At 70.6% G+C, this 24,207-nt stretch carries 27 protein-coding genes and 4 pseudogenes; 19 read left to right on the top strand and 12 right to left on the bottom strand.

The annotated features are described in order from the left end of the window. Positions 1-63: 63 nt before the first annotated feature. From H7H31_RS20595 to H7H31_RS20585, 3 genes are read left to right on the top strand one after another with little or no spacing between them, the layout of a single operon-like run. Complete coding sequence (locus tag H7H31_RS20595; protein WP_187063567.1) at positions 64-1,296, top strand: Cmx/CmrA family chloramphenicol efflux MFS transporter; 1,233 nt, start codon at positions 64-66, stop codon at positions 1,294-1,296. A gap of 50 nt (positions 1,297-1,346) precedes the next feature. Next, a complete protein-coding gene (locus H7H31_RS20590) occupies positions 1,347-1,769 on the top strand; it encodes a RidA family protein (protein WP_187063566.1) in 423 nt (140 codons plus the stop codon). A gap of 51 nt (positions 1,770-1,820) precedes the next feature. Next, positions 1,821-2,399, top strand: coding sequence for a TetR/AcrR family transcriptional regulator (locus H7H31_RS20585; RefSeq protein ID WP_187063565.1), 579 nt, complete (start codon positions 1,821-1,823; stop codon positions 2,397-2,399). 87 nt (positions 2,400-2,486) lie between these two features. Here H7H31_RS20585 and H7H31_RS20580 read toward each other — a convergent pair whose 3' ends face one another. The 5 genes from H7H31_RS20580 to H7H31_RS20560 form a co-directional block, all read right to left on the bottom strand. Beyond that, the gene (locus H7H31_RS20580; protein WP_187063564.1) at positions 2,487-3,107 is read right to left on the bottom strand and encodes a dihydrofolate reductase family protein; all 621 of its coding nucleotides are present in this window, start codon (positions 3,105-3,107) and stop codon (positions 2,487-2,489) included. Further along, positions 3,107-3,613, bottom strand: a complete 507-nt coding sequence (locus H7H31_RS20575) for an SRPBCC family protein (RefSeq protein WP_187063563.1) — start codon at positions 3,611-3,613, stop codon at positions 3,107-3,109. Before H7H31_RS20575 ends, H7H31_RS20580 begins: the two co-directional genes overlap by 1 nt. Positions 3,614-3,616: 3 nt before the next feature. Next, positions 3,617-3,958, bottom strand: coding sequence for an ArsR/SmtB family transcription factor (locus H7H31_RS20570; RefSeq protein ID WP_187063562.1), 342 nt, complete (start codon positions 3,956-3,958; stop codon positions 3,617-3,619). Between the two features lie 114 nt (positions 3,959-4,072). Then, positions 4,073-4,546 (bottom strand): NUDIX hydrolase, encoded by a 474-nt coding sequence (locus tag H7H31_RS20565; protein ID WP_187063561.1) that lies wholly within the window; start codon positions 4,544-4,546, stop codon positions 4,073-4,075. Next, on the bottom strand, positions 4,543-4,863 hold the full coding sequence (locus H7H31_RS20560; protein ID WP_187063560.1) for a hypothetical protein: 321 nt from the start codon (positions 4,861-4,863) through the stop codon (positions 4,543-4,545). Before H7H31_RS20560 ends, H7H31_RS20565 begins: the two co-directional genes overlap by 4 nt. Positions 4,864-5,295: 432 nt before the next feature. Here H7H31_RS20560 and H7H31_RS20555 point away from each other — a divergent pair, with 432 nt between their 5' ends. From H7H31_RS20555 to H7H31_RS20520, 8 genes and pseudogenes are all read left to right on the top strand, one after another. Further along, positions 5,296-6,135 (top strand): helix-turn-helix domain-containing protein, encoded by an 840-nt coding sequence (locus H7H31_RS20555; protein ID WP_187063559.1) that lies wholly within the window; start codon positions 5,296-5,298, stop codon positions 6,133-6,135. Then, positions 6,132-6,332: a DUF397 domain-containing protein gene (locus tag H7H31_RS20550; RefSeq protein WP_187063558.1), complete on the top strand. Its 201-nt coding sequence runs from the start codon at positions 6,132-6,134 to the stop codon at positions 6,330-6,332. Before H7H31_RS20555 ends, H7H31_RS20550 begins: the two co-directional genes overlap by 4 nt. 219 nt (positions 6,333-6,551) lie before the next feature. Continuing rightward, positions 6,552-6,752, top strand: coding sequence for a DUF397 domain-containing protein (locus H7H31_RS20545; RefSeq protein WP_187063557.1), 201 nt, complete (start codon positions 6,552-6,554; stop codon positions 6,750-6,752). Between the two features lie 35 nt (positions 6,753-6,787). Next, positions 6,788-6,988: a DUF397 domain-containing protein gene (locus tag H7H31_RS20540; protein WP_187063556.1), complete on the top strand. Its 201-nt coding sequence runs from the start codon at positions 6,788-6,790 to the stop codon at positions 6,986-6,988. Between the two features lie 308 nt (positions 6,989-7,296). Beyond that, on the top strand, positions 7,297-8,667 hold the full coding sequence (locus H7H31_RS20535; protein WP_187063555.1) for an FG-GAP repeat domain-containing protein: 1,371 nt from the start codon (positions 7,297-7,299) through the stop codon (positions 8,665-8,667). Positions 8,668-8,749: 82 nt separating this feature from the next. After that, positions 8,750-10,174, top strand: coding sequence for an FG-GAP repeat domain-containing protein (locus H7H31_RS20530; protein WP_187063554.1), 1,425 nt, complete (start codon positions 8,750-8,752; stop codon positions 10,172-10,174). A gap of 143 nt (positions 10,175-10,317) precedes the next feature. After that, a pseudogene (locus H7H31_RS20525) lies at positions 10,318-10,753 on the top strand (transposase family protein); the annotation flags it as partial. A 325-nt stretch (positions 10,754-11,078) separates the two neighbouring features. Next, positions 11,079-11,468, top strand: a complete 390-nt coding sequence (locus H7H31_RS20520) for a hypothetical protein (RefSeq protein WP_187063571.1) — start codon at positions 11,079-11,081, stop codon at positions 11,466-11,468. A gap of 97 nt (positions 11,469-11,565) precedes the next feature. Here H7H31_RS20520 and H7H31_RS20515 read toward each other — a convergent pair whose 3' ends face one another. Continuing rightward, entirely contained in the window at positions 11,566-11,760 is a 195-nt protein-coding gene (locus tag H7H31_RS20515; protein ID WP_187063553.1) for a hypothetical protein, read from the bottom strand. Between the two features lie 135 nt (positions 11,761-11,895). Between H7H31_RS20515 and H7H31_RS20510 the strand changes: the two are divergent. The 6 genes and pseudogenes from H7H31_RS20510 to H7H31_RS20485 all read left to right on the top strand — a co-directional run. Continuing rightward, positions 11,896-12,108, top strand: a pseudogene (locus H7H31_RS20510) (relaxase domain-containing protein); the annotation flags it as partial. 117 nt (positions 12,109-12,225) lie between these two features. Beyond that, a complete protein-coding gene (locus H7H31_RS20505; RefSeq protein WP_187063569.1) occupies positions 12,226-12,426 on the top strand; it encodes a DUF397 domain-containing protein in 201 nt (66 codons plus the stop codon). A 188-nt stretch (positions 12,427-12,614) separates the two neighbouring features. Beyond that, the gene (locus tag H7H31_RS20500) at positions 12,615-12,944 is read left to right on the top strand and encodes a PadR family transcriptional regulator (protein WP_176162191.1); all 330 of its coding nucleotides are present in this window, start codon (positions 12,615-12,617) and stop codon (positions 12,942-12,944) included. A gap of 2 nt (positions 12,945-12,946) precedes the next feature. Continuing rightward, a complete protein-coding gene (locus H7H31_RS20495) occupies positions 12,947-13,336 on the top strand; it encodes a DUF1048 domain-containing protein (protein ID WP_187063552.1) in 390 nt (129 codons plus the stop codon). Between the two features lie 279 nt (positions 13,337-13,615). Next, positions 13,616-14,653: an ATP-binding cassette domain-containing protein gene (locus tag H7H31_RS20490; protein WP_232109982.1), complete on the top strand. Its 1,038-nt coding sequence runs from the start codon at positions 13,616-13,618 to the stop codon at positions 14,651-14,653. Next, positions 14,650-15,441, top strand: a complete 792-nt coding sequence (locus H7H31_RS20485; protein ID WP_187063550.1) for an ABC transporter permease — start codon at positions 14,650-14,652, stop codon at positions 15,439-15,441. The genes H7H31_RS20490 and H7H31_RS20485 overlap by 4 nt, the downstream gene beginning before the upstream one ends. A 190-nt stretch (positions 15,442-15,631) precedes the next feature. Here H7H31_RS20485 and H7H31_RS20480 read toward each other — a convergent pair whose 3' ends face one another. Next, positions 15,632-16,282 (bottom strand): DUF4360 domain-containing protein, encoded by a 651-nt coding sequence (locus tag H7H31_RS20480; RefSeq protein ID WP_187063549.1) that lies wholly within the window; start codon positions 16,280-16,282, stop codon positions 15,632-15,634. 496 nt (positions 16,283-16,778) lie between these two features. On the opposite strand from H7H31_RS20480, the gene H7H31_RS20475 reads away from it, so the two are divergent. After that, on the top strand, positions 16,779-17,552 hold the full coding sequence (locus H7H31_RS20475; protein ID WP_187063548.1) for a phosphotransferase family protein: 774 nt from the start codon (positions 16,779-16,781) through the stop codon (positions 17,550-17,552). A gap of 134 nt (positions 17,553-17,686) precedes the next feature. Beyond that, positions 17,687-18,021 (top strand): annotated as a pseudogene (locus H7H31_RS20470) (transposase); the annotation flags it as partial. A 60-nt stretch (positions 18,022-18,081) separates the two neighbouring features. On the opposite strand, the gene H7H31_RS20465 reads toward H7H31_RS20470, so the two are convergent. The 5 genes and pseudogenes from H7H31_RS20465 to H7H31_RS20445 all read right to left on the bottom strand — a co-directional run bounded on the left by H7H31_RS20465 (position 18,082) and on the right by H7H31_RS20445 (position 24,190). Next, entirely contained in the window at positions 18,082-18,432 is a 351-nt protein-coding gene (locus tag H7H31_RS20465) for a hypothetical protein (protein ID WP_187063547.1), read from the bottom strand. Between the two features lie 224 nt (positions 18,433-18,656). Then, positions 18,657-19,283, bottom strand: a complete 627-nt coding sequence (locus tag H7H31_RS20460) for a TetR/AcrR family transcriptional regulator (protein ID WP_187063546.1) — start codon at positions 19,281-19,283, stop codon at positions 18,657-18,659. A gap of 218 nt (positions 19,284-19,501) precedes the next feature. Further along, a pseudogene (locus H7H31_RS20455) lies at positions 19,502-20,320 on the bottom strand (enoyl-CoA hydratase family protein); the annotation flags it as partial. Positions 20,321-20,740: 420 nt separating this feature from the next. Then, positions 20,741-21,904 carry an acyl-CoA dehydrogenase family protein gene (locus H7H31_RS20450; protein WP_187059625.1) on the bottom strand — a complete coding sequence of 388 codons (1,164 nt, stop codon included), beginning with the start codon at positions 21,902-21,904 and terminating at the stop codon, positions 20,741-20,743. Positions 21,905-22,111: 207 nt separating this feature from the next. Beyond that, the gene (locus tag H7H31_RS20445) at positions 22,112-24,190 is read right to left on the bottom strand and encodes an acetyl/propionyl/methylcrotonyl-CoA carboxylase subunit alpha (protein ID WP_187118260.1); all 2,079 of its coding nucleotides are present in this window, start codon (positions 24,188-24,190) and stop codon (positions 22,112-22,114) included. Positions 24,191-24,207 lie beyond the last annotated feature (17 nt).

The raw sequence follows: 24,207 nt of genomic DNA, 5'->3' as shown, positions 1-24,207 counted from the left end.
CTCCAAAACGCGCCCACCACTCCCCCACCGCACCCCACGCACCACTCCCACCGGAGGAACATCGTGCCGCTGCCGGTCTACGTCCTCGGCTTCGTGATCTTCACCCAGGGGACCTCCGAGTTCATGCTCTCCGGGCTGCTCCCCGGCATGGCCGATGACCTGGGCGTCTCCATCCCCGACGCGGGGTTGCTGATCTCCGCCTTCGCCATCGGCATGGTCGTCGGCGCGCCGCTGCTCGCCCTCACCACGCTGCGCTGGCCGCGCCGTACCGCGCTCGTCGCGCTCCAGGCCGTCTTCATCGCCGCGCACGTGGTGGGCGCGCTCGCGCCCGGTTACGGGGTGCTGTTCGCGACCCGCGTCATCAGCGCCCTCGTTTACGCGGGCTGCTGGGGCGTGGCCCTGGCCGCGGCGGTGAGCCTCGCGCCGGCGGGCGCCACCGGCCGGGCCGTCGCCACGGTGGCCGGCGGCCTCACGCTCGCGACCATCGTGGGCGTCCCGGCCGGCACGCTGCTCAGCCAGTACGCGGGGTGGCGGGCCGCGTTCTGGGCGGTGGCCGTCGCGACGCTGGTCAGCCTGGTCTGCACGGTGTTCGCCGTCCCCGCCGGGCGCGGCACGCACGTCCCCGCCGGCTCCGCCCGCGCCGAGCTGCGCGGCATGGCCAGGCCGCACCTGTGGCTCTCGTACGCGATCACGGCGTTCACCTTCGGCGCGGTCATCGTCACCTTCAGCTATCTGGCGTCGCTGCTGACGGAGGTGAGCGGGCTCGCCGAGGGGTGGGTGCCGGCCGTGCTGGCGCTGTTCGGGGTCGGCGGGTTGCTGGGCATCGCGGTCGGCGGCCGGCTGGCCGAGGCGTATCCGCTGCGCACGCTCGGGTGGGGGCTCGGCGGGCTGGTCCTCGTCTCCGGGGCGCTGGCCCTCACGGCGCGGCACGCGGCGGTCGCGGTCGGGCTGGTCTTCGTCCTCGGCTTCGTCGCCTGGGTGACCAACCCCGCGCTCCAGTCCCGGGTGTTCGCCCTCGCGCCGGAGGCGCCGACGCTGGCCGGCGCCACCAACACGGCCGCCTTCAACGTCGGCAACACGCTGGCCCCGATGCTCGGCGGCGTGGTCATCGACGCGGGGTACGGCTTCACCGCCGTGGCCTGGGTGGGCGTCGCGCTGGGCGTCGCCGGCTGCGCCGGCACCCTGTGGGCCGCCCACCTCGCCGCCCGACCCGCCAACCCTTCGCCCGTACGCCCCGCCGACGCCCTCGCCGCGAAGGACCGCACCCCGGCCCCGCTGCTCGGCTCCGACGCCTGACCGCACGGACCACGGCCACCACCACCGTCACCGAACTGAGGAGTTACGCCATGTCTTCGCCTTCCCCCACCGTCCGCACCCGCGTCACCGCCGACCCCGACTGGTACGAGTCGGCCGGGATCTCGCTGGCCGTCCGGGTCGGAGAGTTGGTCTTCACCTCGGGCCAGGCGCCGATCGACGCGCACGGCGCGACCGTCGGCGTCGGCGACTTCACCGCCCAGGCCCAGCAGGCGTTCGCCAACCTGGCCACGGTGCTGGCCAACGCGGGCTCCGGGCTCGACCAGCTCGTCAAGCTCACGGTCTTCGTCACCGACGTCGCCCACCAGGACGCCTTCGGCGCCCTGCGCGCCCAGCACTACCCCACCGCGCCGTTCCCCGCCGAGTCCTTCGTCCAGGTCGCCGCACTGGCGGACCCCCGGTGGTTGATCGAGATCGAGGCGGTGGCACTGGCCGGGGCCGTCCCCGCCCGGTGACCGCGACCCCAGGGTTTTGTACGGGCGCTACAAAACCCTTACCGTGACGTCATGGCCAGGCCACGCGCGTTCGAGGAGGGCCGCGTCGTGGACGCGGCGATGGAGACGTTCTGGCGGCACGGGTACGAGGCCACCTCGACCCGCGAGCTGAGCCAGAGCACGGGGCTCGGCCCGTCGAGCCTGTACAACACCTTCGGCGGCAAGCGGCAACTCTTCGTACGCGCCCTGCGCCGGTACTGCGAGACCGCCACCGCCCGCCAGGTCGAGGTGCTCCAGCAGCCGGGCCCGGTGCGCGAGCGGCTGCGCGCGCTGATGGTGGAGGCCATCGACGCCGACCTGGACGGCGAGAGCCCGCGCGGCTGCTTCGCCGTCAACTCGGCCATCGAGGCGGCCGGCAGCGACCCGGAGGTCAAGGAGGCCGTGCGGGGCAACTTCGGGCGGGTGGAGGACGAGTTGTGCGCGGTGCTGACCTTCGGCCAGAGCACCGGCGAGATCCGCGCCGACCGCGACGCCCGCGCCCTGGCCCGCCAGGTGCAGACCGCGTACTACGGGCTACGGGTGCTGGCGCGGGCCAGCGACGACCGGGACGCGTTGCTGAGCACGGTGGAACTCACGCTGGCGGGGGTGTGAGCGGGGCCTGACCGGGCGCTGAACCGTCCGCGGGCGGCTGACGTCGGCGGCTGGCCTTGGCGGGAGGCCGCGCCGGGGGCGGGGTGATCACCGCTTTCGGACGGCGTAGGTCAGATGCGTCGTCCTCGGGGAGGGCTCCACGCGGACCTGCTCCAGGGCCACGCGACCGGCGTCCACGCCCTCGAACAGGCGGATTCCGGAGCCGAACAGCACGGGTGAGAGCGCGATCGAGAACTCGTCGACCAGGCCGGCGTTCACGTACTCAAGGATCGTCGCGCCGCCGCCCGCGATGCGGACATCGCGCTCTCCGGCGGCCTCACGAGCCTGTTCGAGGGCGGACTCGATACCGTCGTTGACGAAGTGGAACGTGGTCCCGCCCGGCCGCTCCCAAGGGTCGCGCTTCTCGTGCGTCACGACGAACACCGGCGTGTGGAACGGCGGCTCCTCCGGCCACATCCGCTCGCCGGCGTCGAACATGCGCTTACCCATCACGCTCGCACCGGTGCGCTCGAACGTCTCCCGCACGATGTCGTTGTCGCGCCCCTCCTCGCCCCCCTTGCCGAGCTTCAGGTTCTCCCGGAAGAAACGTTGCGGGAAGACCCAGTGCTGCAGTTCCATCCACAGGCGCCCCATCAGTTCCTCGGGGGACTCGGGCGCGATGAAGCCGTCGAGCGACATCGACACGCTGAAGAACACCTTGCCAGCCATCAGCCCTCCGCCCCCTTCCGAACGGTCTCGGTGACGTACGCGGCCAGGTTGCCCAGGGTCTGCCGGCCGCCCTCGATCGCGTGGTACTTCTCGACCGCCTGGTCGCGCAGTTCCCTGGTGGGGAACACCGTGCGCATCTCGATCCGGGTCGCCGCGCCGTCGGGCTCGAACGTGAGGACCGACTCGAAGGCGTTCGGGTCGTCGCGGGCCTCACCGTGGAGCATCGCGATCCGTTCCGGCGGGGTGAGCTCGGTCCAGGTGATCCACTCCTGGTAGTCCGTCCCGTCCGGTCCGTGCATCACGAAGTCCCACTCTCCGCCGACACGGAACTCGAACGCCCGCGTGGTGGTGGTGAACCCCTCTGGTCCCCACCACCGTGACAGGTGCCGCACCTCGGTGAACGCCTCGAACACCAGCTCCCGTGGGGCGCCGATAGCCCGGGAGATCACGATCTCGCGGTCAGCCGTCGCTGACCGCGCCGGCACGTCCCGTCCTGTCGCTGCCATCGGTTACTCCTCCTGTTGTGCCTGCTTCAGGTCCCGCACGTACTCGTCCAGCCGGTCGAAACTCTCGTTCCAGAACCGCTCGAACCCGCCGGTCCACTCGTGGACCGGTCGCAGCCCGCGGGCGTCGAGGCCGTACAGGCGCTGCTTGCCTACCTTGCGGTCCCGCACCAGCCCGACCTCCCGGAGCACCCGCAGGTGCTTGGACGCTCCCGGCTGAGTCATCCCCAACTCCTGGGCCAACTCGGTCACCGACCGCTCACCCGCCCGCAGCAGCGCCAGGATCTCCCGGCGCTGCGGCTCGGCGACCGCGTTGAAGACGTCCGACGTCGTCGCTGCTCGTGCCATGCGGCAATCATATTCCCATATGGGCATGCGTCAATAGGCACGTGGACGCCGAAGGAACACGCCGAGCGGAGCCAGCGGGGAGACGCCGAGCCGGAGGCGTCGAACTCGGCCCCCTCACTGCCCGCCCTCGTCGGGCAGGCCGCCGCGCCACAGCACCGCCGACGTGTGCCGGCCGGTGAGCAGCGCGCGGAAGGCGTGGGCCAGCGCGACGCGGCCGACGTCGCGCATCGGCGTCCACACCGTGTGGGACCGCCCGCAGTCGTCGCAGGGCGGCGGCCCGTCGGCGGCCAGCCAGCCGCCGTCGAAGACCAGGCCCACCTGCTCCTCGTGGCCCGGTTCGGCCGGCTGCTGGTCGACGGCGAGCAGCCGCAGCGGTTCCGGCGCGCGCAACCCCAGGGCCGCCGCCACGCGCCCCGCGGCGTACGGAATGGGTTCGCCGGGCCGCAGGATGACGCCCGGCGGCGCGGGCCGCTCGTCCCGCACGACCTGGAGCACGTGCGGCCAGGACCGGCTGACGTCGAGCGGGTTGGACGGGTCGGCGGGCCGCCACACCAGCAGGTGGACCCACGTCTGACGGGGCCGCGTCACGGCCCCGTCCCGCCCGTGATCTGGGCCATGCCGGCGCACTCCTCGGGGCTCCTGTCGTCGAAGGTGCACAGCCCGCACGTGTCGCTGCCGTTGGACCAGAACCAGCCCTCGACCGTGCTGTGCTCGACCCTGCGCGCGTTGGGGCAGAGCACGTCCTTGCGCAGCGCGTCGGGGTCGAAGAGCGCGAGTTCGTAGGCGTGCTGGAAGTCGGTGTCGGTGACCGGCGACCACGTGTCGTCGGTACGCAGGAAGAAGCGGAGCGCGACGCCGCGTACGACGACGCGGTGCGTGCCCTCGAAGACGCGACGGCTCAGCACGCTGCGTCACCTCGCCCGGCGCCGCACGGCCCGAACTTCCGCTGCCTGGTTACCCGTTCGAGGGGATCTTCACGAAGACGCTGGACACGCGAAAGCTCGGTGGCCCTACGGTGCTGAATGGCGGCGCGGAACGTCTTGGCCCGCTCGCCAACCATGCGGATGGCCTGGCAATTGCCACCTGAACGCCGGCTTTCCGCACGCGAGTTGATCTCTTGCGCCACCGACACGGCCGCTTGCTGATCCGCTCGCGCCGCACCCTCGTACGAGGCGATGGGCGCGGCCAACTTGTCATCGGACGGCGTGGGGGCAGGGGTGGAGGACATGGCGAAACCGCTCCTCTCCGTAGTGGCTTCACTACCGGGGAGATTCAGCCTGACCCACAGCGCGTAACCCTTCAAATAATCCAGGCCTAAGGAAGAGTTGGAGTCGACCATGGTCAACCGCAAGGACCTGAACCCCGACAGCAGCCCGCGCGCCGCCTACGGTGCGCGTTTACGGAGGCACCGCGAGAATCGCGGCTGGACCCAGGAGCAACTGGCCGACCGCCTGGGCCTGTCCAGCCAGCACGTTTCAGCCGTGGAAACCGCACGGAAACCGCCGACCCTCCCGTTCTCGCGCAAAGCCGATGATGCCTTCGGGGTGGCCAACACGGCCGAGTCGTTCGAGCGCCAGTGGCGCGACATCCGGCACGGAAACTTGCTGGAGGGGTTTCCGGAGTACATCGGACTGGAGGGACGAGCAGTTGAGGTCCGGGTGTTCGAAATCGGAATCATCCCGGGCTTGCTCCAGACGCCTGCCTACGCCCGATCCATCGCGCAAGGTGACGTGCGACGCGGCACCATCTCCCCCGAACAGGCCGAGGAGCGACTGGCCTTCCTCACGGATCGCCAGGCAGCACTCACCCGGCCCCGCCCGCCCACGGTGATGGCCGTGATGGACGAGAGTTGCATCCGCCGCCGCGTCGGTGGCGACGAGGTGATGCGCGAGCAACTCGCACACCTTGAGGAGTTCTCTGCACGACCAAACACCATGCTGCAAATCGCCCCATTCGGCATCGGTGAACGGAGGCCGTTCGACCTGCCGATCTACCTGCTGACCATGACGGACCGCTCGATGGTCGCGTATGCGGAATCACATGCCCAGGGGCATCTGGAGCGCGAAAGCAGCTTCGTTCTCGCGGCGTTGACGAACTACCATCAGCTACAGGCTGAATCCCTGTCGCAGGCCGAATCTGTGGCCATGGTCAACCAGGTACGAAAGGGCGCCCCGTGACGACCGAACCCCGCTGGTACAAGTCTTCTTACAGCTCCAACGGCGGAGCCTGTGTCGAGGTCGCCGCCAACCTTGCCGCGTACGGAACCGTGCCGGTCCGGGACAGCAAGAACCCGCACGGCCCGGCTCTCGCCTTCGACACGTCGGCCTGGTCGGCCTTCGTGGCAGGCGTCAAGGCCGGCGACTTCGACGCGTAACCGCGTACGACGCAACAGACCCCCGCAGCTCTTCGAGTAAGAGCTGCGGGGGTCTTCGCATGCCCGGGCGTACGCCAACGCCCGCTGCCACGCCCCGAGTTGAGCCGAACGCGCCCTACCGTGCTCCCCCGGCCGGCGCCCTACCCTCCCTCGCAGGCCGGGACGCGCACACCCGGCCCTCGCCCGTGACCCTGATCCGTCACCCACGAAGGGGCACACATGACCCCCGAACCGCACTGGACCAAGTCCTCCTACAGCAGCAACGGCGGCGAATGCGTCGAGATCGCCACTAACCTCGCGGCCTACGGCACCGTGCCGGTCCGCGACAGCAAGGACCCAGACGGTCCCACCCTCATCTTCGGCACGTCAGCCTGGTCGACCTTCGTCGCGAGCGTACGGTCCGGCGACTTCACGACGTAAAGCCCCCACCCACTCCGCGACAGAAGGAACGCCCCGTGACGACCGAACCCCGCTGGACCAAGTCCTCCTACAGCGACAATGGCGGCAACTGCGTCGAGGTCGCCGCCAACCTTGCCGCGTACGGAACCGTGCCGGTCCGGGACAGCAAGAACCCGCACGGCCCGGCTCTCGCCTTCGACACGTCGGCCTGGTCGGCCTTCGTGGCAGGCGTCAAGGCCGGCGACTTCGACGCGTAACCGCGTACGACGCAACAGACCCCCGCAGCTCTTCGAGCAAGAGAAGCGGGGGTCTTCACATCCGTTCGAGCATGTCCCCGGGGACCGTGAGTCATTCAAGGCGCCGTGCGTCCGCTACTTCGACGAGGGACTCCTCGGACGGGAAGAGCATGGAGGGGAGTGCAAGAGGGGCCCGCCGGTCATACAGGATCGAGATCAGGACCTTGTTGATGCTGGCAACATCGGTCTGCCTGCCGTGGTGCAGCCTCTGATCGCCGCGGTATCCGCTGCTGCGGTCTGTCCACAGCTATCGACTCTCAGGGGAACCCATGCAAGGCAGAATCCGTGTCCGTGCGGCTCGGTGGGCGGTTGCGTCGGCAGCCGCCCTCGCGGTGTTGTTGACCACGAATCCGGCCCTGGCCGAGCCGGCTTCCGGGGGTGACGGGACGGCCGTCACATCGCGAGCGGCGGACCTTGCCTCTCTCGCGGCAGCCGCTCCGATCACCCGTGACGAAGTCATCGTCCGGGCCAGAAGCTGGCTGCGGCCCTCGGTCCCCTACAGCCAGAATGCCAAGCACACCAATGAGTACGGCACTTATCGCACGGACTGCTCGGGTTACGTCTCGATGACCTGGGGCCTGCCCGCGCCCGGCCCCAACACCGTGGGCCTGCTGGACTTCAGCAGCGCGATCACCAAGGCCGATCTGAAGACCGGTGATGTCCTGCTCGACGCGCAGGGAGACTCGAACACGCGTCATGTCGTGCTCTTCGACAAGTGGGTGAACGACGCACAGAGCGAGTACTGGGGGTATGAACAGGCTGGTGGCACTGGCACGGTGTACCGGAAGATCCCATATCCCTACTCCAGCACGCCGGCCCAGTTCAAGCCCTACCGGTACCGCAACATCATCGACGGCCACGGCCGCGGGACCTCGCTGTCGGGTGATGGTCGTTCTGAGCTGGCCAGTGTGCTGGACAACGGTGATGTGAAGGCGTGGCACAACGGTGGCGGGTTTGCGGAGATGCCGTGGGACGGCGACGTGGTCATCGGCCGGGGCTTCACCAAGGACAACATCCACTTCGCTGACCTCGACGGTGACGGCCGTTCTGAGCTGGTTTCTGTGCAGGACAACGGTGATGTGAAGGCGTGGCACAACGGTCGTGGGTTTACGGAGATGCCGTGGGACGGCGACGTGGTCATCGGCCGGGGCTTCACCAAGGACAACATCCACTTCGCTGACCTCGACGGTGACGGCCGTTCTGAGCTGGTTTCTGTGCAGGACAACGGTGATGTGAAGGCGTGGCACAACGGTCGTGGGTTTACGGAGATGCCGTGGGACGGCGACGTGGTGATCGGTCGGGGGTTCGCCAGGGGCAATGTGCACTTTGCCGATCTCGATGGTGATGGTCGTTCTGAGCTGGCCAGTGTGCTGGATAACGGTGATGTGAAGGCGTGGCACAACGGTCGTGGGTTTGCGGAGATGCCGTGGGACGGCGACGTGGTCATCGGTCGGGGGTTCGCCAGGGGCAATGTGCACTTTGCCGATCTCGATGGTGATGGTCGTTCTGAGCTGGCCAGTGTGCTGGATAACGGTGATGTGAAGGCGTGGCACAACGGTCGTGGGTTTGCGGAGATGCCGTGGGACGGCGACGTGGTCATCGGCCGGGGCTTCACCAAGGACAACATCCACTTCGCCTGACGCGGTCCACCGGGCCCGCGCCGCTACGGCGGCGTGGGCCGACGCCAGCCTCCCACCCACTATCCGAGACCGGAGCCGACCCATGCCTTCCGTCAAGAAGAAGACCAGTAAGAAGACCAGACGTACTCTCACGACCGCGATCACTATCCTGCTGCTGTCCGTCGCCGCTCTCCCCGCCGCAGCGGCCGACGACCCCCATGGCATCGCGACAAGGCGTCCGCTGGGAGCCGCCGCCGTGGCCTGGAACTCCCTGCCCTGTGTGTCGGGCGGTCCGAAAGCCGAGGACGCTGCGAACGCCGCAGCCCTGAACCCACTTCTCCACAACGCCATGCGCGACAACATGAACGCCTATACAGCCTCGTGCGCCAGAGCGATCATCGAGACCGTCAAGGGGCGCGGCCTGAACCAGCGGGCCGGGGCCATCGCCATCGCGACCGTCATTGTGGAGACCAATATCCGCAACCTGGACAACGGCGACCTCGACTCCGTCGGCCTCTATCAGCAACGAGCCAGCTGGGGCAGCTTCGACGAGCGCACCAACCCCGTGACGGCAACCCACAAGTTCCTCGACACCATGGACAGGTTCTATCCGGGCGGCTCCTGGAACACCGCCCCCATTGGCGACGTCGCCGCCGACGTTCAGCGCCCCGCCGCCCAGTACCGCTACCGGTACGGCGTCCAGGCCGCCGACGCGGTCGTCATAGCGAACCACCTGTGGGCGGGATCCTCACAGAGCGCCTCGCTGTCGGGTGATGGTCGTTCTGAGTTGGTTTCTGTGCTGGACAACGGTGATGTGAAGGCGTGGCACAACGGTGGTGGGTTTGCGGAGATGCCGTGGGACGGCGACGTGGTAATCGGTCGGGGCTTCACCAAGGGCAATGTGCACTTTGCCGATCTCGACGGTGACGGCCGTTCTGAGCTGGTTTCTGTACTGGACAACGGTGATGTGAAGGCGTGGCACAACGGTGGTGGGTTTGCGGAGATGCCGTGGGACGGCGACGTGGTAATCGGCCGGGGCTTCACCAAGGACAACATCCACTTCGCTGACCTCGACGGTGACGGCCGTTCTGAGCTGGTTTCTGTACTGGACAACGGTGATGTGAAGGCGTGGCACAACGGTGGCGGGTTTACGGAGATGCCGTGGGACGGCGACGTGGTAATCGGCCGGGGCTTCACCAAGGACAACATCCACTTCGCTGACCTCGACGGTGACGGCCGGTCTGAGCTGGCCAGCGTGCAGGACAACGGTGACGTGAAGGCGTGGCACAACGGTGGCGGGTTTGCGGAGATGCCGTGGGACGGCGACGTGGTCATCGGCCGGGGGTTCACCAGGGGCAATGTGCACTTTGCTGACCTCGACGGTGACGGCCGGTCTGAGCTGGCCAGTGTGCAGGACAACGGTGACGTGAAGGCGTGGCACAACGGTCGTGGGTTTGCGGAGATGCCGTGGGACGGCGACGTGGTAATCGGCCGCGGCTTCACCAAGGACAACATCCACTTCGCCTGATTCTCGGCGAATAGGTCAATCGCGGGCTCGGTCACCGCGCAGCAGCCGTCGGCCAGGGCCCAGAGGACTTCGGTCCTGTCCAGTAAACGGGTCTGGTCCGTAGTCGGTGGTGACCCTGGGTAGCCGTCTGTGATCATGATTTTGTGCTAGATGTCAACTCCCTTGTGGAGGAAGTGTTTTCCGGGTTTTCGGCGCTGATTTTTCGAGGGTGTGGCCGATGACGGTGACGCGGTGGTGGTCACACCCGCACCCGGGACGAGGCGGTGCCGTGTCCGGTGCGCGGGACGCCGGAGGCGAAGGTGCACGGCTCTCACCGCCGGACGACGGCGGATGTGCCGGTCGACGGTCGCCGTGTCGTGGTCCGTCTGCGCGTACGGCGGCTGGTCTGCCCGGCTCTAGGCTGCCGACGGCAGACCTTCCGCGAGGATGTTCCCGGATTGGTGGAGCGTCATCAACGCCGGAGGGTGCGGCCGGCCGGGCAGATAGCCGAGGTGGCGCGGGAGTCATGCGGCCGGGCGGCTGGCTGGCCTGCTGGCCCTGCCGGTCTCCCGCAGTACCGCGCTGATGTGTATGCGGCGGGGGAGGAGCTCGTGGGTTGGGGCTCGGGGTGAGGCCGGTCCCCCCGTCCGGCCGTACCCCTCTCGGGGCGGGCTCAGTAGCCCGCCCTCTTCCTCCTGCTGCTCTCAGGGCATGCGCCGACGCGTCGGCGTCCGGCGGTGCGCGGTGGGCCGCCCGTCCTCGGGGTCCGGGAGACCGGGCGGCCCACCGCGGCGGTCCTGCTTCCGTACGGTCCTATGGTGGCGCCCGGGGCGTCCGGCGCACAGCCCGCCGCACAACAGACGTCAACCGGCAGGCCGTTTGGAGTTTCTGGGGCGGTCTGCAGGGAACCCGGCGATGGCCGGACGTGCGGGAGTCGTCCGAAACAGGGGCTTCCCGCGCCTCTGGACGCCCACAGTGTGCTGGGCGCCCCGGTGCTTCCGGGGGAGCCGGAACCACCGGGGCCAAGGGCCACGACATCCCCAACATCAGCTCGCTGGGCAAGGACTCCCCAAGTGGGGAGTCGAGCCAGAAGCCCAGTAACAGCAAGGGCGACTCCCTCGCGGAGAAGGACTTCGAGCGCCTGCGGAACACCCTCGCGTCCCTCCAAGAGGCGGCGAAGAAGGTGAACAAGTCGGTAGCGCGGCGGGCTGTCGAAGCACAGCCGGACGTCGCTGTCCCGCTCATCCAGGAGATCGGGTCACTGCTCCAGCAGATCGACAGGGCAGTGGCGATCCGGCTCCCCAAGGCGGAGTAAGCCACTCGGCGTCTCGGGGGTGGACGAAGGGGCCGGTTTCCCGAATGTGGGAGACCGGCCCCTTCGTGTGTCGAGGCGCAGTATTCGCACGGCACCGTCATGCGTCGTCGTAGCGGTTCTCCATCGCCTCCGTCCACTGCTCGGGCCGGGACGCTTGGCAGTCGGGGCATCGGCGCCCGATGACACGCTCGGCGGTGGGGAAGTCGGATTGCGCAGAGCGCACCTGGAAGACGTCCAGGAGCAGCGGCGTGCAGCAGAGGGAACAGGGCTCTCCGTATCTGGTGATCTTCATGGGCGTGAGAGTGCACACACCGGCGGCTTACCGTCTCGGACTGGCCCGACGGCCCGCCTGGCGGGCGCTCTGGTAAAAAATCTAGCGGTGGCTTCCCGCCCGGCGGGAAGCACCTCGGATCGCGCTTTTTCGCAGGAGCCGCGCGAGGTGACCCCGGGCCGCCGGCCCGTGATGGAGATTGAGGGAATCGACCAGCGGCTCATCGGCTGGCAGTCGACCCGCCGTCAGCAGATCGAGGACGCACTGTCCGTCCTCACCGACAAGTACGAGGAACGGCAGGGCCACGCGCCAGGGGAGCGGGCCGGCTACGCGCTGGCCTGCCAGGCCGCCGACCAGACCCGCCCGCCTAGTTGTGCCGGACGCGCCCTACCGCGCTCCCCCTGCCGGCGCCCTACCCTCCCTCGCAGGCCGAGGGGCGCACACCCAGCCCTCGCCTCTGACCCGTCACCCACGAAGGGGCACCACATGACCCCCGAACCGCACTGGACCAAGTCCTCCTACAGCTCCAACGGCGGCAACTGCGTCGAGATCGCCACCAACCTCGCTACCTACGGCACCATCCCCGTCCGTGACAGCAAGGACCCACACGGCCCGGCCCTCACCTTCGACACGTCGGCCTGGTCGGCCTTCGTGGCAAGCCTCAAGGCCGGCGGCTTCACCGCGTAAGCGCGTACGACGCGACAGGCCCCCGCGACTCTCCGACCGAGAGCAGCGGGGGTCTTCGCATGCCCTCGCCCTCGCGTGCCACGACGCGGCCCACCTCGCCCACTATTCCGTCTTGCTAAGTACCAGTAGTCAGCGTTACGGTGTACCAGTACTCAACAGCGCTGACTAGCGCAGAGGGGAGGTGCTTCATGGCCAAGCTGCTGACCGAGATGCTCAAGGGCACGTTGGAGGGCATCATCCTGGCCTCTCTGTCCGGCCGGCCCGCGTACGGCTACGAGATCACGGCGCGGCTGCGTGAGCAGGGGTTCTCCGACATCGCCGAGGGGACCATCTACGCGCTGCTCGTCCGGATGGAGAAGCGCGGGCTCGTCGACGTGAAGAAGGTGCCGTCCGAGAAGGGGCCGCCACGCAAGGTGCACTCCCTCAACGCCGAGGGAGTGGAGTACCTCGAAGAGTTCTGGAGGACGTGGAGCTTCCTCACGGAACGACTGGAACAGCTCCGCGAAGGGGGAAAGTGAACATGTCCGAGGGCGAGAAGAGCGGCTTCCTCTCCAGGGTGATCGGGCCCAAGAAGCGCTGGCGGGCGTACAAGGCGCGCGTCAAGGAGCTGCCGGCGAACTACCGGCTGGCGGCCGAGGCCATCGAGCGACACCTGATGCACTTCGTACCGACCGACCACGACAACGCCGCGACGATGTTCGAGGACCTCGCCGACCTGATCGAGGAGGCCGCGGCGAACGGAACGCCGATCCGCGAGATCGTCGGCGAGGACCCGGCGGAGTTCGTCGCCGAGTTCGCCCAGAACTACACGGACGGCGCCTACATCCCCGCCCGCCTGCGCGAACGGCTGGCCGACGACATCGCGCGCGCCGAGGCCGAGCCCTCGGAGGGTTCCGAGGGCACCGCGTAGCCCCGTACCGCACGTCCCGTACCACACGTTCCGTACCGCACGCCGCGTACGCACCACCTGCCGCAAGCCGGCGCATCAGCCGCCGCGCCATCCGAGCCGCATCGTCGTCGCGCCGGGCCCCCGCGTCATCGTTCCGCCGCCGCGCCGGGCCCGGCGGCCGGCCCCGGCCACGACCGGGCCGTCACCTCGCGTCACGCGCCCCGCGCCACATGCGCCCCGCAACGCCGCACCCCAGCCGCTCACGTCATCGCACGGGAGAACTCCATGCCTTCCTCTGTCATGCCCACATCCAAAACCGGGACCGGTCTCGCTCCGTCGACCGCCGTCTCCGCCGTCGGGCTGCGCAAGTCGTACGGTGACAAGACCGTCCTCGACGGCATCGACCTGCACATCCCGGCCGGAACGGTCTTCGCCCTGCTCGGCCCGAACGGCGCCGGCAAGACCACCGCCGTGAAGATCCTCTCCACCCTCATCACCGCCGACGCCGGCGAGTTGCGCGTCGGCGGGTACGACCTGGCCACCGACCCGCAGGCCGTGCGGGCCGCGATCGGTGTCACCGGGCAGTTCTCCGCCGTGGACGGGCTGATCACCGGCGAGGAGAACATGCTCCTCATGGCCGACCTGCACCACCTCTCCCGCCGCGAGGGGCGGCGCGTCGCCGCCGAACTGCTGGAGCGGTTCGACCTGGTGGAGGCCGCGAAGAAGCCCGCCGCCACCTACTCCGGCGGCATGAAGCGTCGGCTGGACATCGCGATGACCCTGGTCGGCGGCCCGCGGATCATCTTCCTCGACGAGCCGACCACCGGCCTCGACCCGCGCAGCCGCCACAACATGTGGGGCATCATCCGCGGGCTCGTCTCCACCGGGGTGACCGTCTTCCTCACCACCCAGTACCTGGAGGAGGCCGACCAACTCGCCGACCGCATCGCCGTGTTGAACGACGGGAGGATCGCGGCCGAGGGCACCGCCGACCAGCTCAAGCGGCTCGTGCCGGGTGGCTACGTCCGGCTGGGTTTCTCCGACCCGGCCCGGTACCAGTCGGCCGCCGCCGTGCTGCGCGAGGCCAACCGGGACGACGCGGCGCTGGCCCTGCGGGTCCCCAGCGACGGCAGTCAGCGCGAGCTGCGCTCGATCCTCGACTGGCTCGACTCGGTCGGTATCGAGGCGGACGAACTGACCGTGCACACCCCCGACCTGGACGACGTGTTCTTCGCCCTGACGGGCCCGAGCGCCGACTCCGCCGCCGCCGGCTCCGCCGCCAGCCCCATCACCCGCCCCGCCACCGTCCCCCACCAGCGCAAGGAGAACGACCGATGAGCGCCCTCGCCCTCGCCGTCCGCGACTCGACCACGATGCTGCGCCGCAACCTGCTGCACGCCCGGCGCTACCCGTCCGCGACGCTGAACCTGCTGCTCACCCCGATCATGATGCTGCTGCTCTTCGTCTACATCTTCGGCGACGTGATGAGCGCGGGCATCGGGGGCGGCGGCGCCGACCGCTCCGAGTACGTCGCCTACCTCGTCCCCGGCATCCTGCTGATGACCATCGGCAGCACCGTGATCGGGGCCGCGGTGCACGTCTCCATGGACATGAACGAGGGCCTCGTCGCCCGCTTCCGCACCATGGCGATCCACCGCACCTCGGTGATCATCGGGCACGTGGTCGGCAGCGTGTTGCAGTGCCTGGCGAGCGTGGTCCTCGTCGGCGCCGTCGGCGTGGCCATCGGCTTCCGCTCCACCGACGCCACCGTGGTGGAGTGGCTGGCGGCCTTCGGGCTGATCGCGCTGTTCGCCCTGGCGCTCACCTGGATCGCGGTCGGGATGGGCATGTCCAGCCCGAACCCCGAGGCGGCCAGCAACGCGGCCATGCCGCTGATCCTCCTGCCGCTGATCTCCAGCGCCTTCATCCCGGCCAGCACGATGCCGGGCTGGTTCCGGCCGATCGCCGAGTACCAGCCGTTCACCCCGGCCATCGAGACGCTACGCGGCCTGCTGCTCGGCTCCGAGATCGGCAACGACGGGTGGATCGCCGTCGCCTGGTGCGTCGCACTGACCGCGCTCGGCTACGTCTGGGCGACGGCGCGGTTCAACCGCGACCCGGCGTGAGGGCCCCGGACCCTCGTCCGGCGAGGTCGACGGCGGACCGCCGCCCGAGTCCCGTCGCCCGTCCCCCGTAACGACCGAGCCGCCTGGCCCCTGGGCCAGGCGGCGCACCCCGTACGACCGAAGGCCCCGCCCCCTCCGGCCGTACGAGGACCGCCGGCTCAGCCGGCCGCGCGACCGCCGAGCGCGCGGGTCAGCGCTTGGGGCACTGCTTCCAGGCGAGGCGGTAGATGGTGTTCACGTCGCCGTCGGTGGAGTCCATGGTCATGAAGCTGGTCTGCTTCGGGTCCGAGGTGCCCGCGCCGACCCGCAGCTCGGTGTTGACGTTGAAGTTCCGCCGCGTGCCGCAGGGCGCCCAGACCAGTTCGCCCCAGTCGGTGCTGTCGGTGGCCTGCCAGTTGTCGTGGCGCGGGCCCTTGAACGCGTGCGTGCTGGACGTGGTGTCCGGCGAGCCCTGGAAGTAGAACGAGGACTTCTGCCTGCCCACGGCACCGGGTTGGAGCGAGGCGTAGCCACGGTAGTCGGCGCTGGCGACGGCGTACGTGAAGCCGTGCGGGACGTGCACCAGCAGGCTGAGCTGACAGTTCTTTCTGGCGTCGGTGGGGTCGGAGGAGCCGCCGACTCTCGCCAGGTACTGGCTGTACGTCACGGTGAAGGCGGTGTTGTCCGGGGCGACGGCCACCGCCGCGGTGTCCTTCGGGCACCCCGAGCCGTTCACCGTCTCGACCTCGACCCTGACCTTCTCGGTGGGCGGGTTGGGGATTGAGGAGGCCGGGCTCTGGGGCGAGAGCGTCGCGCCGAACAGGCCAAGCATCGCGCCAGTCGCGAGTATGCCGGAGTGCATGGGAGATCAGTCCTTTGCCTTGGGGACGGGCAGTGCGGGACCGCCGAGGGGCTGGGGACGTACGTGGTGCGAGCGGTTGCCCCGGCCGGCGGCCGTGAACGAACGGTGGAGCGGAGCGGCACGTACGCGAGTGGCCGGATAGCCATGCGCATGCCAATGGTGCGAGATGTTAAGGAGTCGCGGAGGAGCCGCCTAGGGCGAACTCAGGCCAAATCATGGGGCATACGACGTAGAAGGGGGCATACGTCGTAGAGGCGGTCTTGTGTCTTTCGGGTCCGCCGCGCCGCCAGGGGCCGGCGACAGGTCCCGGTTTCGGGCGGGTGTCGCCACGAGGTGCTCGGGAGGTGGGGGCCTGACCTGGTCGGAGGCCGGAGGTCGGGGGTCGGGGGTTGGTGTCGGGCACCAGGCCGCCGCGTGGCGGGACGGCGGCCAGCCGCGTCACCGCACGCGATAAACCCGGCGACGTCCGCGACCGTCCCCGGAATACTCGTCGCCCATGGATGAGGTCCAAACACCCGCGAGCAGGGACGAGGTCAAGGTCGTCGTCGCCCATTCCGAGCGCGCGACCCTGCGCGTCGGTGACGTGTTCCTGAAGGTGGACGCCGACCAGGCGCGTATCGACGCCGAGGTCAGGGCGATGTCGCTCGCGCCGGTCCCGACGCCGGAGATCATGTGGCGCGAGCCGCCCGTGCTCGCGCTCGCCGCGCTCCCGGGGACGACGCTCGGGAGCCTGGGCGGGGCGTCGACCGGGTCGGCGGCGGCGTGGGCCGCGGCGGGCGCCGCCATCCGGAAGCTGCATGACGGGCCGCTGCCGCCCTGGGCCGGCCGGGCGGGGCGGAGCGTCGCGGCGTTGGTGGCGGAGCTCGACGCCGAGTGCGAGACGCTCGTGACGAGCGGCCTCCTCCCCGCCGACCTGGTCACCCGCAACCGCCAGGTCGCCGAGGCCGCGTTCCGGCCGTGGACCCCGGCGTTCACCCACGGCGACCTACAGATCGCGCACGTCTTCCTCGACGGCGACCGGATCACCGGCATCATCGACTGGTCCGAGGCGGGCCAGGGCGACGCCCTGTACGACCTCGCCACCTTCACGCTCGGACACGAGGACCACCTCGACGACGTCATCGCCGGCTACGGCGCCGACATCGACCTCGACGTGATCCACGCGTGGTGGTCTCTGCGCAGCCTGCTGGCGGTCCGCTGGCTGTCCGAGCACGGCTTCGACCCGTTCGCGCCGGGCTGTGAGGTGGACGTACTGAAGGCCCGGATGTGAGGTGCGGGCAGGCCGGGGGTGGCGTACGGAAGACCGGATGTACGGAAGACCAGGTATGACGTGTTCCGTGGGCGGAGCCGGCCTCGTAGGCCGTGCATCGATAGTGGATCTTGCGCGATGAATGATCTCGGTTCATGGGTCGGCGAGATCTCACGGACGAGCAGTGGGCAGTGCTGGAGCCGTTGTTACCGAAGGGGACGAAGGCGAGGCGACCGCCCGTCTGGCCCCGGCGGTAGCTGATCGACGGCATACGGTTTCGGGTTCGGACCGGTGTTCCGTGGCGGGACTTGCCCACCGAGTACGGGCCGTGGGGCCGTGTCTACGACCTGTTCCGCCGGAACGGCACCTGGCAGCGGATCCTCACCCGCCCCTTCAGGCCCTGGCCGACGCGAAGGGGGCGATCACCTGGGACCTGGGCATCGATTCCACGGTGTGCCGCGCTCACCAGCATGCGGCCGGGGCCCGGAAGCGGGGTGACCTGCAGAAGGAACCGCCGGGCGCGTCTGAAGCGTGACGTCGGCTGCTTCCCCTACCGGCGGGGGGTCTCCTGCACGCTGAGCACCAACCCGTCCTTCGTTACGGCAGTCACCACCCGCTCGTCCACGACGGAGCCGTCCACGAGGTGGCGCTCCAGGAACCGGTGCACCTCGGGGGTGATGCTGGTGACTTCCTCGATCTGGATCGACAAGCCAGGCTGGCTGCTGCCCGCGCTACGCAGGGATTTCCGCAGCGTCTCCAGGTCGAGGATCGCTCCGTCGGTCGTCACCAGCGCGAAGGACTCGTGGTGGGCACCCAGGAAGGCATCGAGGCTTTCGGCCTTTCCGTCCCCCAGCCAGGCGGCCAGATGGTCGTGGTGCCGGGTCAAGAAGTTTCCGTTCATCCCTCAACTGTGCCAGTTACTGCCAGCCGGCCGCCGGGTGGGAGCGATGTCCTACCAGGGCGAACGGCGACCGATGCGGCGCCGGTCCCCGACACGGAGACAGGCATCGCACGGGCCTCATCAGCCGCTCCGCCAGGGCTGACGAGGGCCGGTGCGCATCGCAGCAGTTCGCAGGAAGGCTTCGGCGATCGACTTTCGATACACGGCCCGGGGAGACCGGCCCGTCACCCCCGACCCAACACGTCGTGGATCAGCCGGGCCCACTGGGTGACCACCCGTTCGCGGCGTGGGGCGTCGTCCGTGAGGAGGTTGGCGAGGCCGAGGCCGCGAGCCATGTCGAGGAGGCCCTGCACGGTCTCCCGTACGCCGGGGACGCTCTCGTCGGCGCCGAGGAGTTCGATCGCCATGCGGTGGCTCTCGCGGCCGATACGGGCCTCAAGTGCCGTGACGCGACCACCGAGTTGGGGCTCGTTGGAGGCCGCGACCCACAGTTGAAGCGCGGCCCGGAACAGCGGGCCCGTGTACAGGCTGACCAGGGCGTCCACCACGGCGTGGGTGCGTTCGGGGCCGTCGCGCTCGGGCGGGTCGGTGGCGCCGGTGAGCAGCGCGCGCAGGGCCGCCGAGCGTTCCTCGGCGACCTGCTCGACGGCCGCGGTGAACAGGTCCTCGCGGGTGGGGAAGTGGTGCTGGGCGGCGCCACGGGAGACCCCGGCGCGCTCGGCGACCACCGACACCGTCGAGCCCGCCCAGCCGTGCTCGGCCAGGCAGGCGATGGCGGCCTCAAGCAGCCGCTGCCGGGTGGCGCGGCTGCGGTCCTGCTTGGGATCGCGTAGCGCCGGGCGCGTGGTCAACGGGGTTCCTCCACGGTGCTGGGCTCGGCGGGCCGCGCGGCGTGCGGCCCGCCATCGGATGGTGCGACCTTGACTGTGCCGGCTGGGTTGGCTGGCGTGGTTGGGGTCGCTGTGCTGGCTGTCGTGGCTGGGGTGGTGGCGGCTGTCCCAGCGGGAGCGGCCTCGCCGGAGGCCGACTCGCCGGAGGCCGACTCGGCGGGAGCCGTCTCGGGTGTGGTGGGCGCCCACGCCGGGTCGCGGCGCTCCAGGAAGGCGGTCATCCCTTCCCGGGCCTCGGCCGAGCCGAAGAGTCGGGCGGAGAGTTCGGCCAGCACCGCCGTGTCCCGGTCGAAGGCCCGCAGCACCTCGGCCGTCACCAACCGCTTGGACTCCGCGAGCCCCTGCGGCGAGCCGCGGCGCAGTCCGTCCAGGACCGGGGCCAGAACCTCGTCGGGGTCACCGGCGAGGGTGATCAGGCCGATCCGGGCCGCCTCGGCGGCGTCGAAGCGCTCGCCGGTCAGGTAGTAGCGGCCGGCCGCGCGCGGGTCGAGCCGGGGCAGCAGCGGCATGGAGATCACGGCCGGCGCGAGGCCGAGCCGGGCCTCGGTGAACGCGAAGCTGGCCGCCGGCCCGGCCGCCGAGATGTCGCACGCCCCCAACAGGCCGAGCCCGCCGGCGCGTACGTGCCCGGTGACGCGGGCGACCACCGGCACCGGCAACTCCACGACGGTACGCATCAGCCGCGCGAGGCCCAGCGGCCCGGCCACGGGCGCGCCCCCGTCGGCCGCGCCGCCGGACACCGCCTCGCTCAGGTCGGCCCCGGCGCAGAACGTGGTGCCCGTGTGATCGAGCAGCACGGCCCGGGTCGCGGGGTCGTCGGCGGCGGCCTCCAGGCCCGCCAGCAACTCGGTCACCAGGCGGGACGAGAGCGCGTTGCGGTTGTGCGGCGAGTCGAGGGTGAGCGTGGCGATGCCACGGTCGTACGCGCGGCGCACGAGCGGCGCCGGCCGCTCGCCGGTCGTCGCGGGCTGCCCCGATCGCTCGGGCGGGTTGGCCATCGGTCCGCCGACCTCCTTCCTGGGCTGGGTGGCTGGGCGGGCTGCTTGCTTGGGTGAGTGGTTGGGTGACCGGTTGGGGTGACTGGTTGGCTGCCTGGTGGGGGTTGGGTGGGGTGGCCGGTCGGGGTCGGCCGGTGGGCTGTGGGGCGGGGCGCTTCGACGCGCTTAGGGGACCCATTGAACTGGATGGGCTACGGGACCCGTCGGTTCCGTCACGCGTGGCGGGGCCGACCGTCCCCGTGTCGTACGAGCGCGCCCGGTACGAGCGGTTCCGTACGAACTGGTTCCGTACGGCCTGGTTTCGTACGGCCCGGTTCCGCACGAGTGGTCCCGTATGAGTGAGCCCGTACGGGTGCGCGTGCCGTGAGGCGCGTCCGGTACGGGCTCCGCCCGTGCCCGAGCCGTGGGCGTGTGGGCGGGTCAGTACGACTTGGGCAGGCCGAGCGTGGTGTGCGAGACGAAGTTGAGGATCATCTCGCGGCTGACCGGGGCGATGCGGACGACGCGGGCGCCGGTGATGAGCGAGGCGAGGCCGTACTCGGAGGCGAGCCCGTTGCCGCCGAGGGTGTGCACGGCCTGGTCGACGGCCTTGACGGTCGCCTCGCCCGCCGCGTACTTCGCCATGTTGGCCGCCTCGCCGGCCGCCATGTCGTCGCCGGAGTCGTAGAGGACGGCCGCCTTCTGCATCATCAGCCGGGCCAGTTCCACCTCGATGTGCGACTGGGCCAGCGGGTGGGCTATGGCCTGGTGGGCGCCGATCGGGCTCTTCCACACCTCGCGGGTCTTGGCGTAGTCGACGGCCCGCGCGAGGGCGAACCTGGCCATGCCGAGGCCGAAGGCGGCGGTCATGATGCGCTCGGGGTTGAGTCCGGCGAAGAGTTGGAGGAGCCCGGCGTCCTCGTCGCCGACCAGCGCGTCGGCGGGCAGCCGCACCTCGTCCAGGGTCAGCTCGAACTGCTTCTCCGCCGCCGCGACCTCCATCGGGATCTGCCGGTAGCCGAAACCGGGGGTCTCGCGGTCCACGATGAACAGGCACGGCTTGAGCTTGCCGGTGCGGGCGTCCTCGGTGCGGCCGACGATCATCGTCGCGTCGGCGACGTCCACGCCGGAGATGAAGACCTTGCGGCCGGTGAGCACCCAGTCGTCGCCGTCCCGGCGGGCGGTGGTGGTGATGCGGTGCGAGTTGGAGCCGGCGTCGGGCTCGGTGATGCCGAACGCCATCGTCCGCGAGCCGTCGGCCAGCCCCGGCAGCCAGGCCCGCTTCTGCTCCTCGGTGCCGAAACGGGCGATGACGGTGCCGCAGATGGCGGGCGAGACGACCATCAGGAGCAGCGGGCAGCCAGCGGCCCCCAACTCTTCCAAGACGATGGAGAGTTCGACGATTCCGCCGCCCCCGCCGCCGTACTCTTCGGGCAGGTTGACGCCGAGATAGCCGAGCTTGCCGGCCTCGGCCCACAACTCTTCGGGGTGCTTGCCCTCGCGGACGACGGTGTCCATGTACGAGCGGCCGTACCGCGCGCCCAGGGCGGCGACGGCGGAGCGCAGCGCGCGGTGCTCCTCGGACTCGATCACGGCGTGGGACATGGGGCCTCCTCGGTGCGGGATGGCGTTCGGGGGGTGCGTGGGGTACGCGGTGTGTCTGCGGTGTGCGGGGTGTCTGCGGTGTGCGGGGTGCAGGGTGCGAGTTGCGGTGTCTGTGGTGCGTACGGGGCGTACGGGGCGTACGGGCTGCGGGGTGCCGGGGGCTGGGGGCTGGGGGCCGGGGGCCGGGGGTTGGGGGTTGGGGGCCGGTCAGTCGGAGACGACGGCGAGCAGGGCGCCGACCTCCACCTGTTGACCCGGGGCCGCGCGCAGGGCCGTGAGGGTGCCGGAGGCCGGGGCGGTGATCTTGTGTTCCATCTTCATCGCCTCCAGCCACAGCAGCGGTTGGCCGGCTCGCACGGCGTCGCCCTCCGCCACGTCGGCGAGCCGGATGACGGTGCCGGGCATGGGCGCGAGCAGCGAGCCGGGCTCGGTGCGGGCGCTCGGGTCGGGGAAGCGGGGCAGCGGGGTGAGGGCGTACGCGGTGGGCTGGCCGGGAGGGCCTGCGACGGGCGGCGGCGTGTCGACGTACACCGTCCCGTCCTCGTACGCGCTCACCGCAAGGGTTCGGCGGACGCCGGCCACGTCCAGGACGACCAGGTCGCGGGCGGCCGAGAGCAGGCGGACGCCGGGCAGGCCGGCGGCGTCCAGGCCGGCGCGGGTGAGCCGGTAGCGGACCTCGTGCTCGGTGCCGTCCGGCTCGCTGCGGTAGGTCCTGGTCTGCGGCTGGGACGGCACGTTGCGCCAGGCGCCGCCGTAGCGGGTGCCGCCGAACCGGGAGCGTCCGCAGCCGTCCGCCAGCGCGGCGGCCAGCGCGGCCAGGCGCACGCCCAACCCGCCGGCCCCGCTCGACTCTTCCGCACGGGCCGACTCTTCCGGCGCCCCCGCCTCCTCCGCCTGGCCGGGCCCTGTCACCTCGGCCACCCCGCCCGGGGCGGGCCCGGTCAGCTCGGTCAGGTGGCGGTCCAGGAAGCCGGTGTCGAGGTCGGCGGCCTGGAAGCGCGGGTGGCGCAGGGCGCGGACGAGGAGGTCGCGGTTGGTGACCGGGCCGTGCAGGCGGGCCCGCTCCAGGGCGTGGGCGAGGCGGCGTACGGCCTCCGCGCGGGTGGGCGCCCAGGCGATGACCTTGGCCAGCATCGGGTCGTAGTGCGGGCTGATGGTGTCGCCGGCGCCGAAGCCGGAGTCCACCCGCAACCCGGCGGGTGGCAGCGGCTGGGCGGGACCGGTCGGTGTCGTCGGGCCTAGGTCGAAGCGGCGCACCAGGCCGGTCTGGGGCTGCCAGTCGCGGGCCGGGTCCTCCGCGTACAGCCGGGCCTCCACCGCGTGCCCGGTGGGCTCGGGCGGCGTGGCGGGCAGCGGGTGGCCCTCGGCGACGCGCAGTTGCCAGGCCACCAGGTCGAGGCCGTGGACGCACTCGGTGACCGGGTGCTCGACCTGGAGGCGGGTGTTGACCTCCAGGAAGTAGCCACGGCCCTGTGGAGAGACGAGGAATTCGACCGTGCCGGCGCCCCGGTAGTCGATCGCGGTGGCCGCCTGGGCCGCGGCCTCGTGCAGCGCCGCGCGCAGCGCGTCCGGCAGCGCGGGGGCCGGGGCCTCCTCGATGACCTTCTGGTGCCGGCGTTGGAGCGAGCAGTCGCGGGTGCCGAGCGTCCACACCGTGCCGTGCGCGTCCGCGAGGATCTGCACCTCGACGTGGCGCCCGCGCTCCACGTACGGCTCGGCGAACACCTCCCCGTCGCCGAACGCCGAGGCCGCCTCGACGTTGGCGGCCTTCATCTCTCCTGAGAGCGCGGCGAGTTCGCGTACGAGCCGCATGCCGCGCCCGCCGCCCCCGGCCGCCGCCTTGACCAGCAGCGGCAGGTCCGCCTCCGTCGCCTCCTCGGGGCGTACGGGCGCGAGCAGCGGCACGCCGGCGCCGGCCATCAGCTCCTTGGCCCGGGTCTTGGAGGCCATGGCCGCGATGGCCGCCGGTGGCGGGCCGACCCAGGTCAGGCCGGCGTCGATGACGGCGCGGGCGAAGTCGGGGTTCTCGGAGAGGAAGCCGTAACCGGGGTGGACGGCGTCCGCGCCGCAGGCCAGGGCGGCCTTCACCAGGAGGTCGGCGCGTAGGTAGGTGTCGGCGGGAGCGTTACCCGGCAGGTGGACGGCGGCGTCCGCCTCGCGGGTGTGCGGGGCGTTCGCGTCGGCGTCGGAGTACCCCGTGGCGGTGGCGATGCCCAGCTCACGGCAGGTGCGGAAGATGCGGCGGGCGATCTCGCCGCGGTTGGCGACGAACAGGGTGGTGATCACTGATGCCTCGGCTTCGG

Origin of the sequence: Streptomyces buecherae, from assembly GCF_014295035.1 — a bacterium.
Classification (GTDB): domain Bacteria; phylum Actinomycetota; class Actinomycetes; order Streptomycetales; family Streptomycetaceae; genus Streptomyces; species Streptomyces youssoufiensis.
Note: the sequence above shows the minus strand (reverse complement) of the source record. Positions and strands in the feature narration are given on the sequence as shown.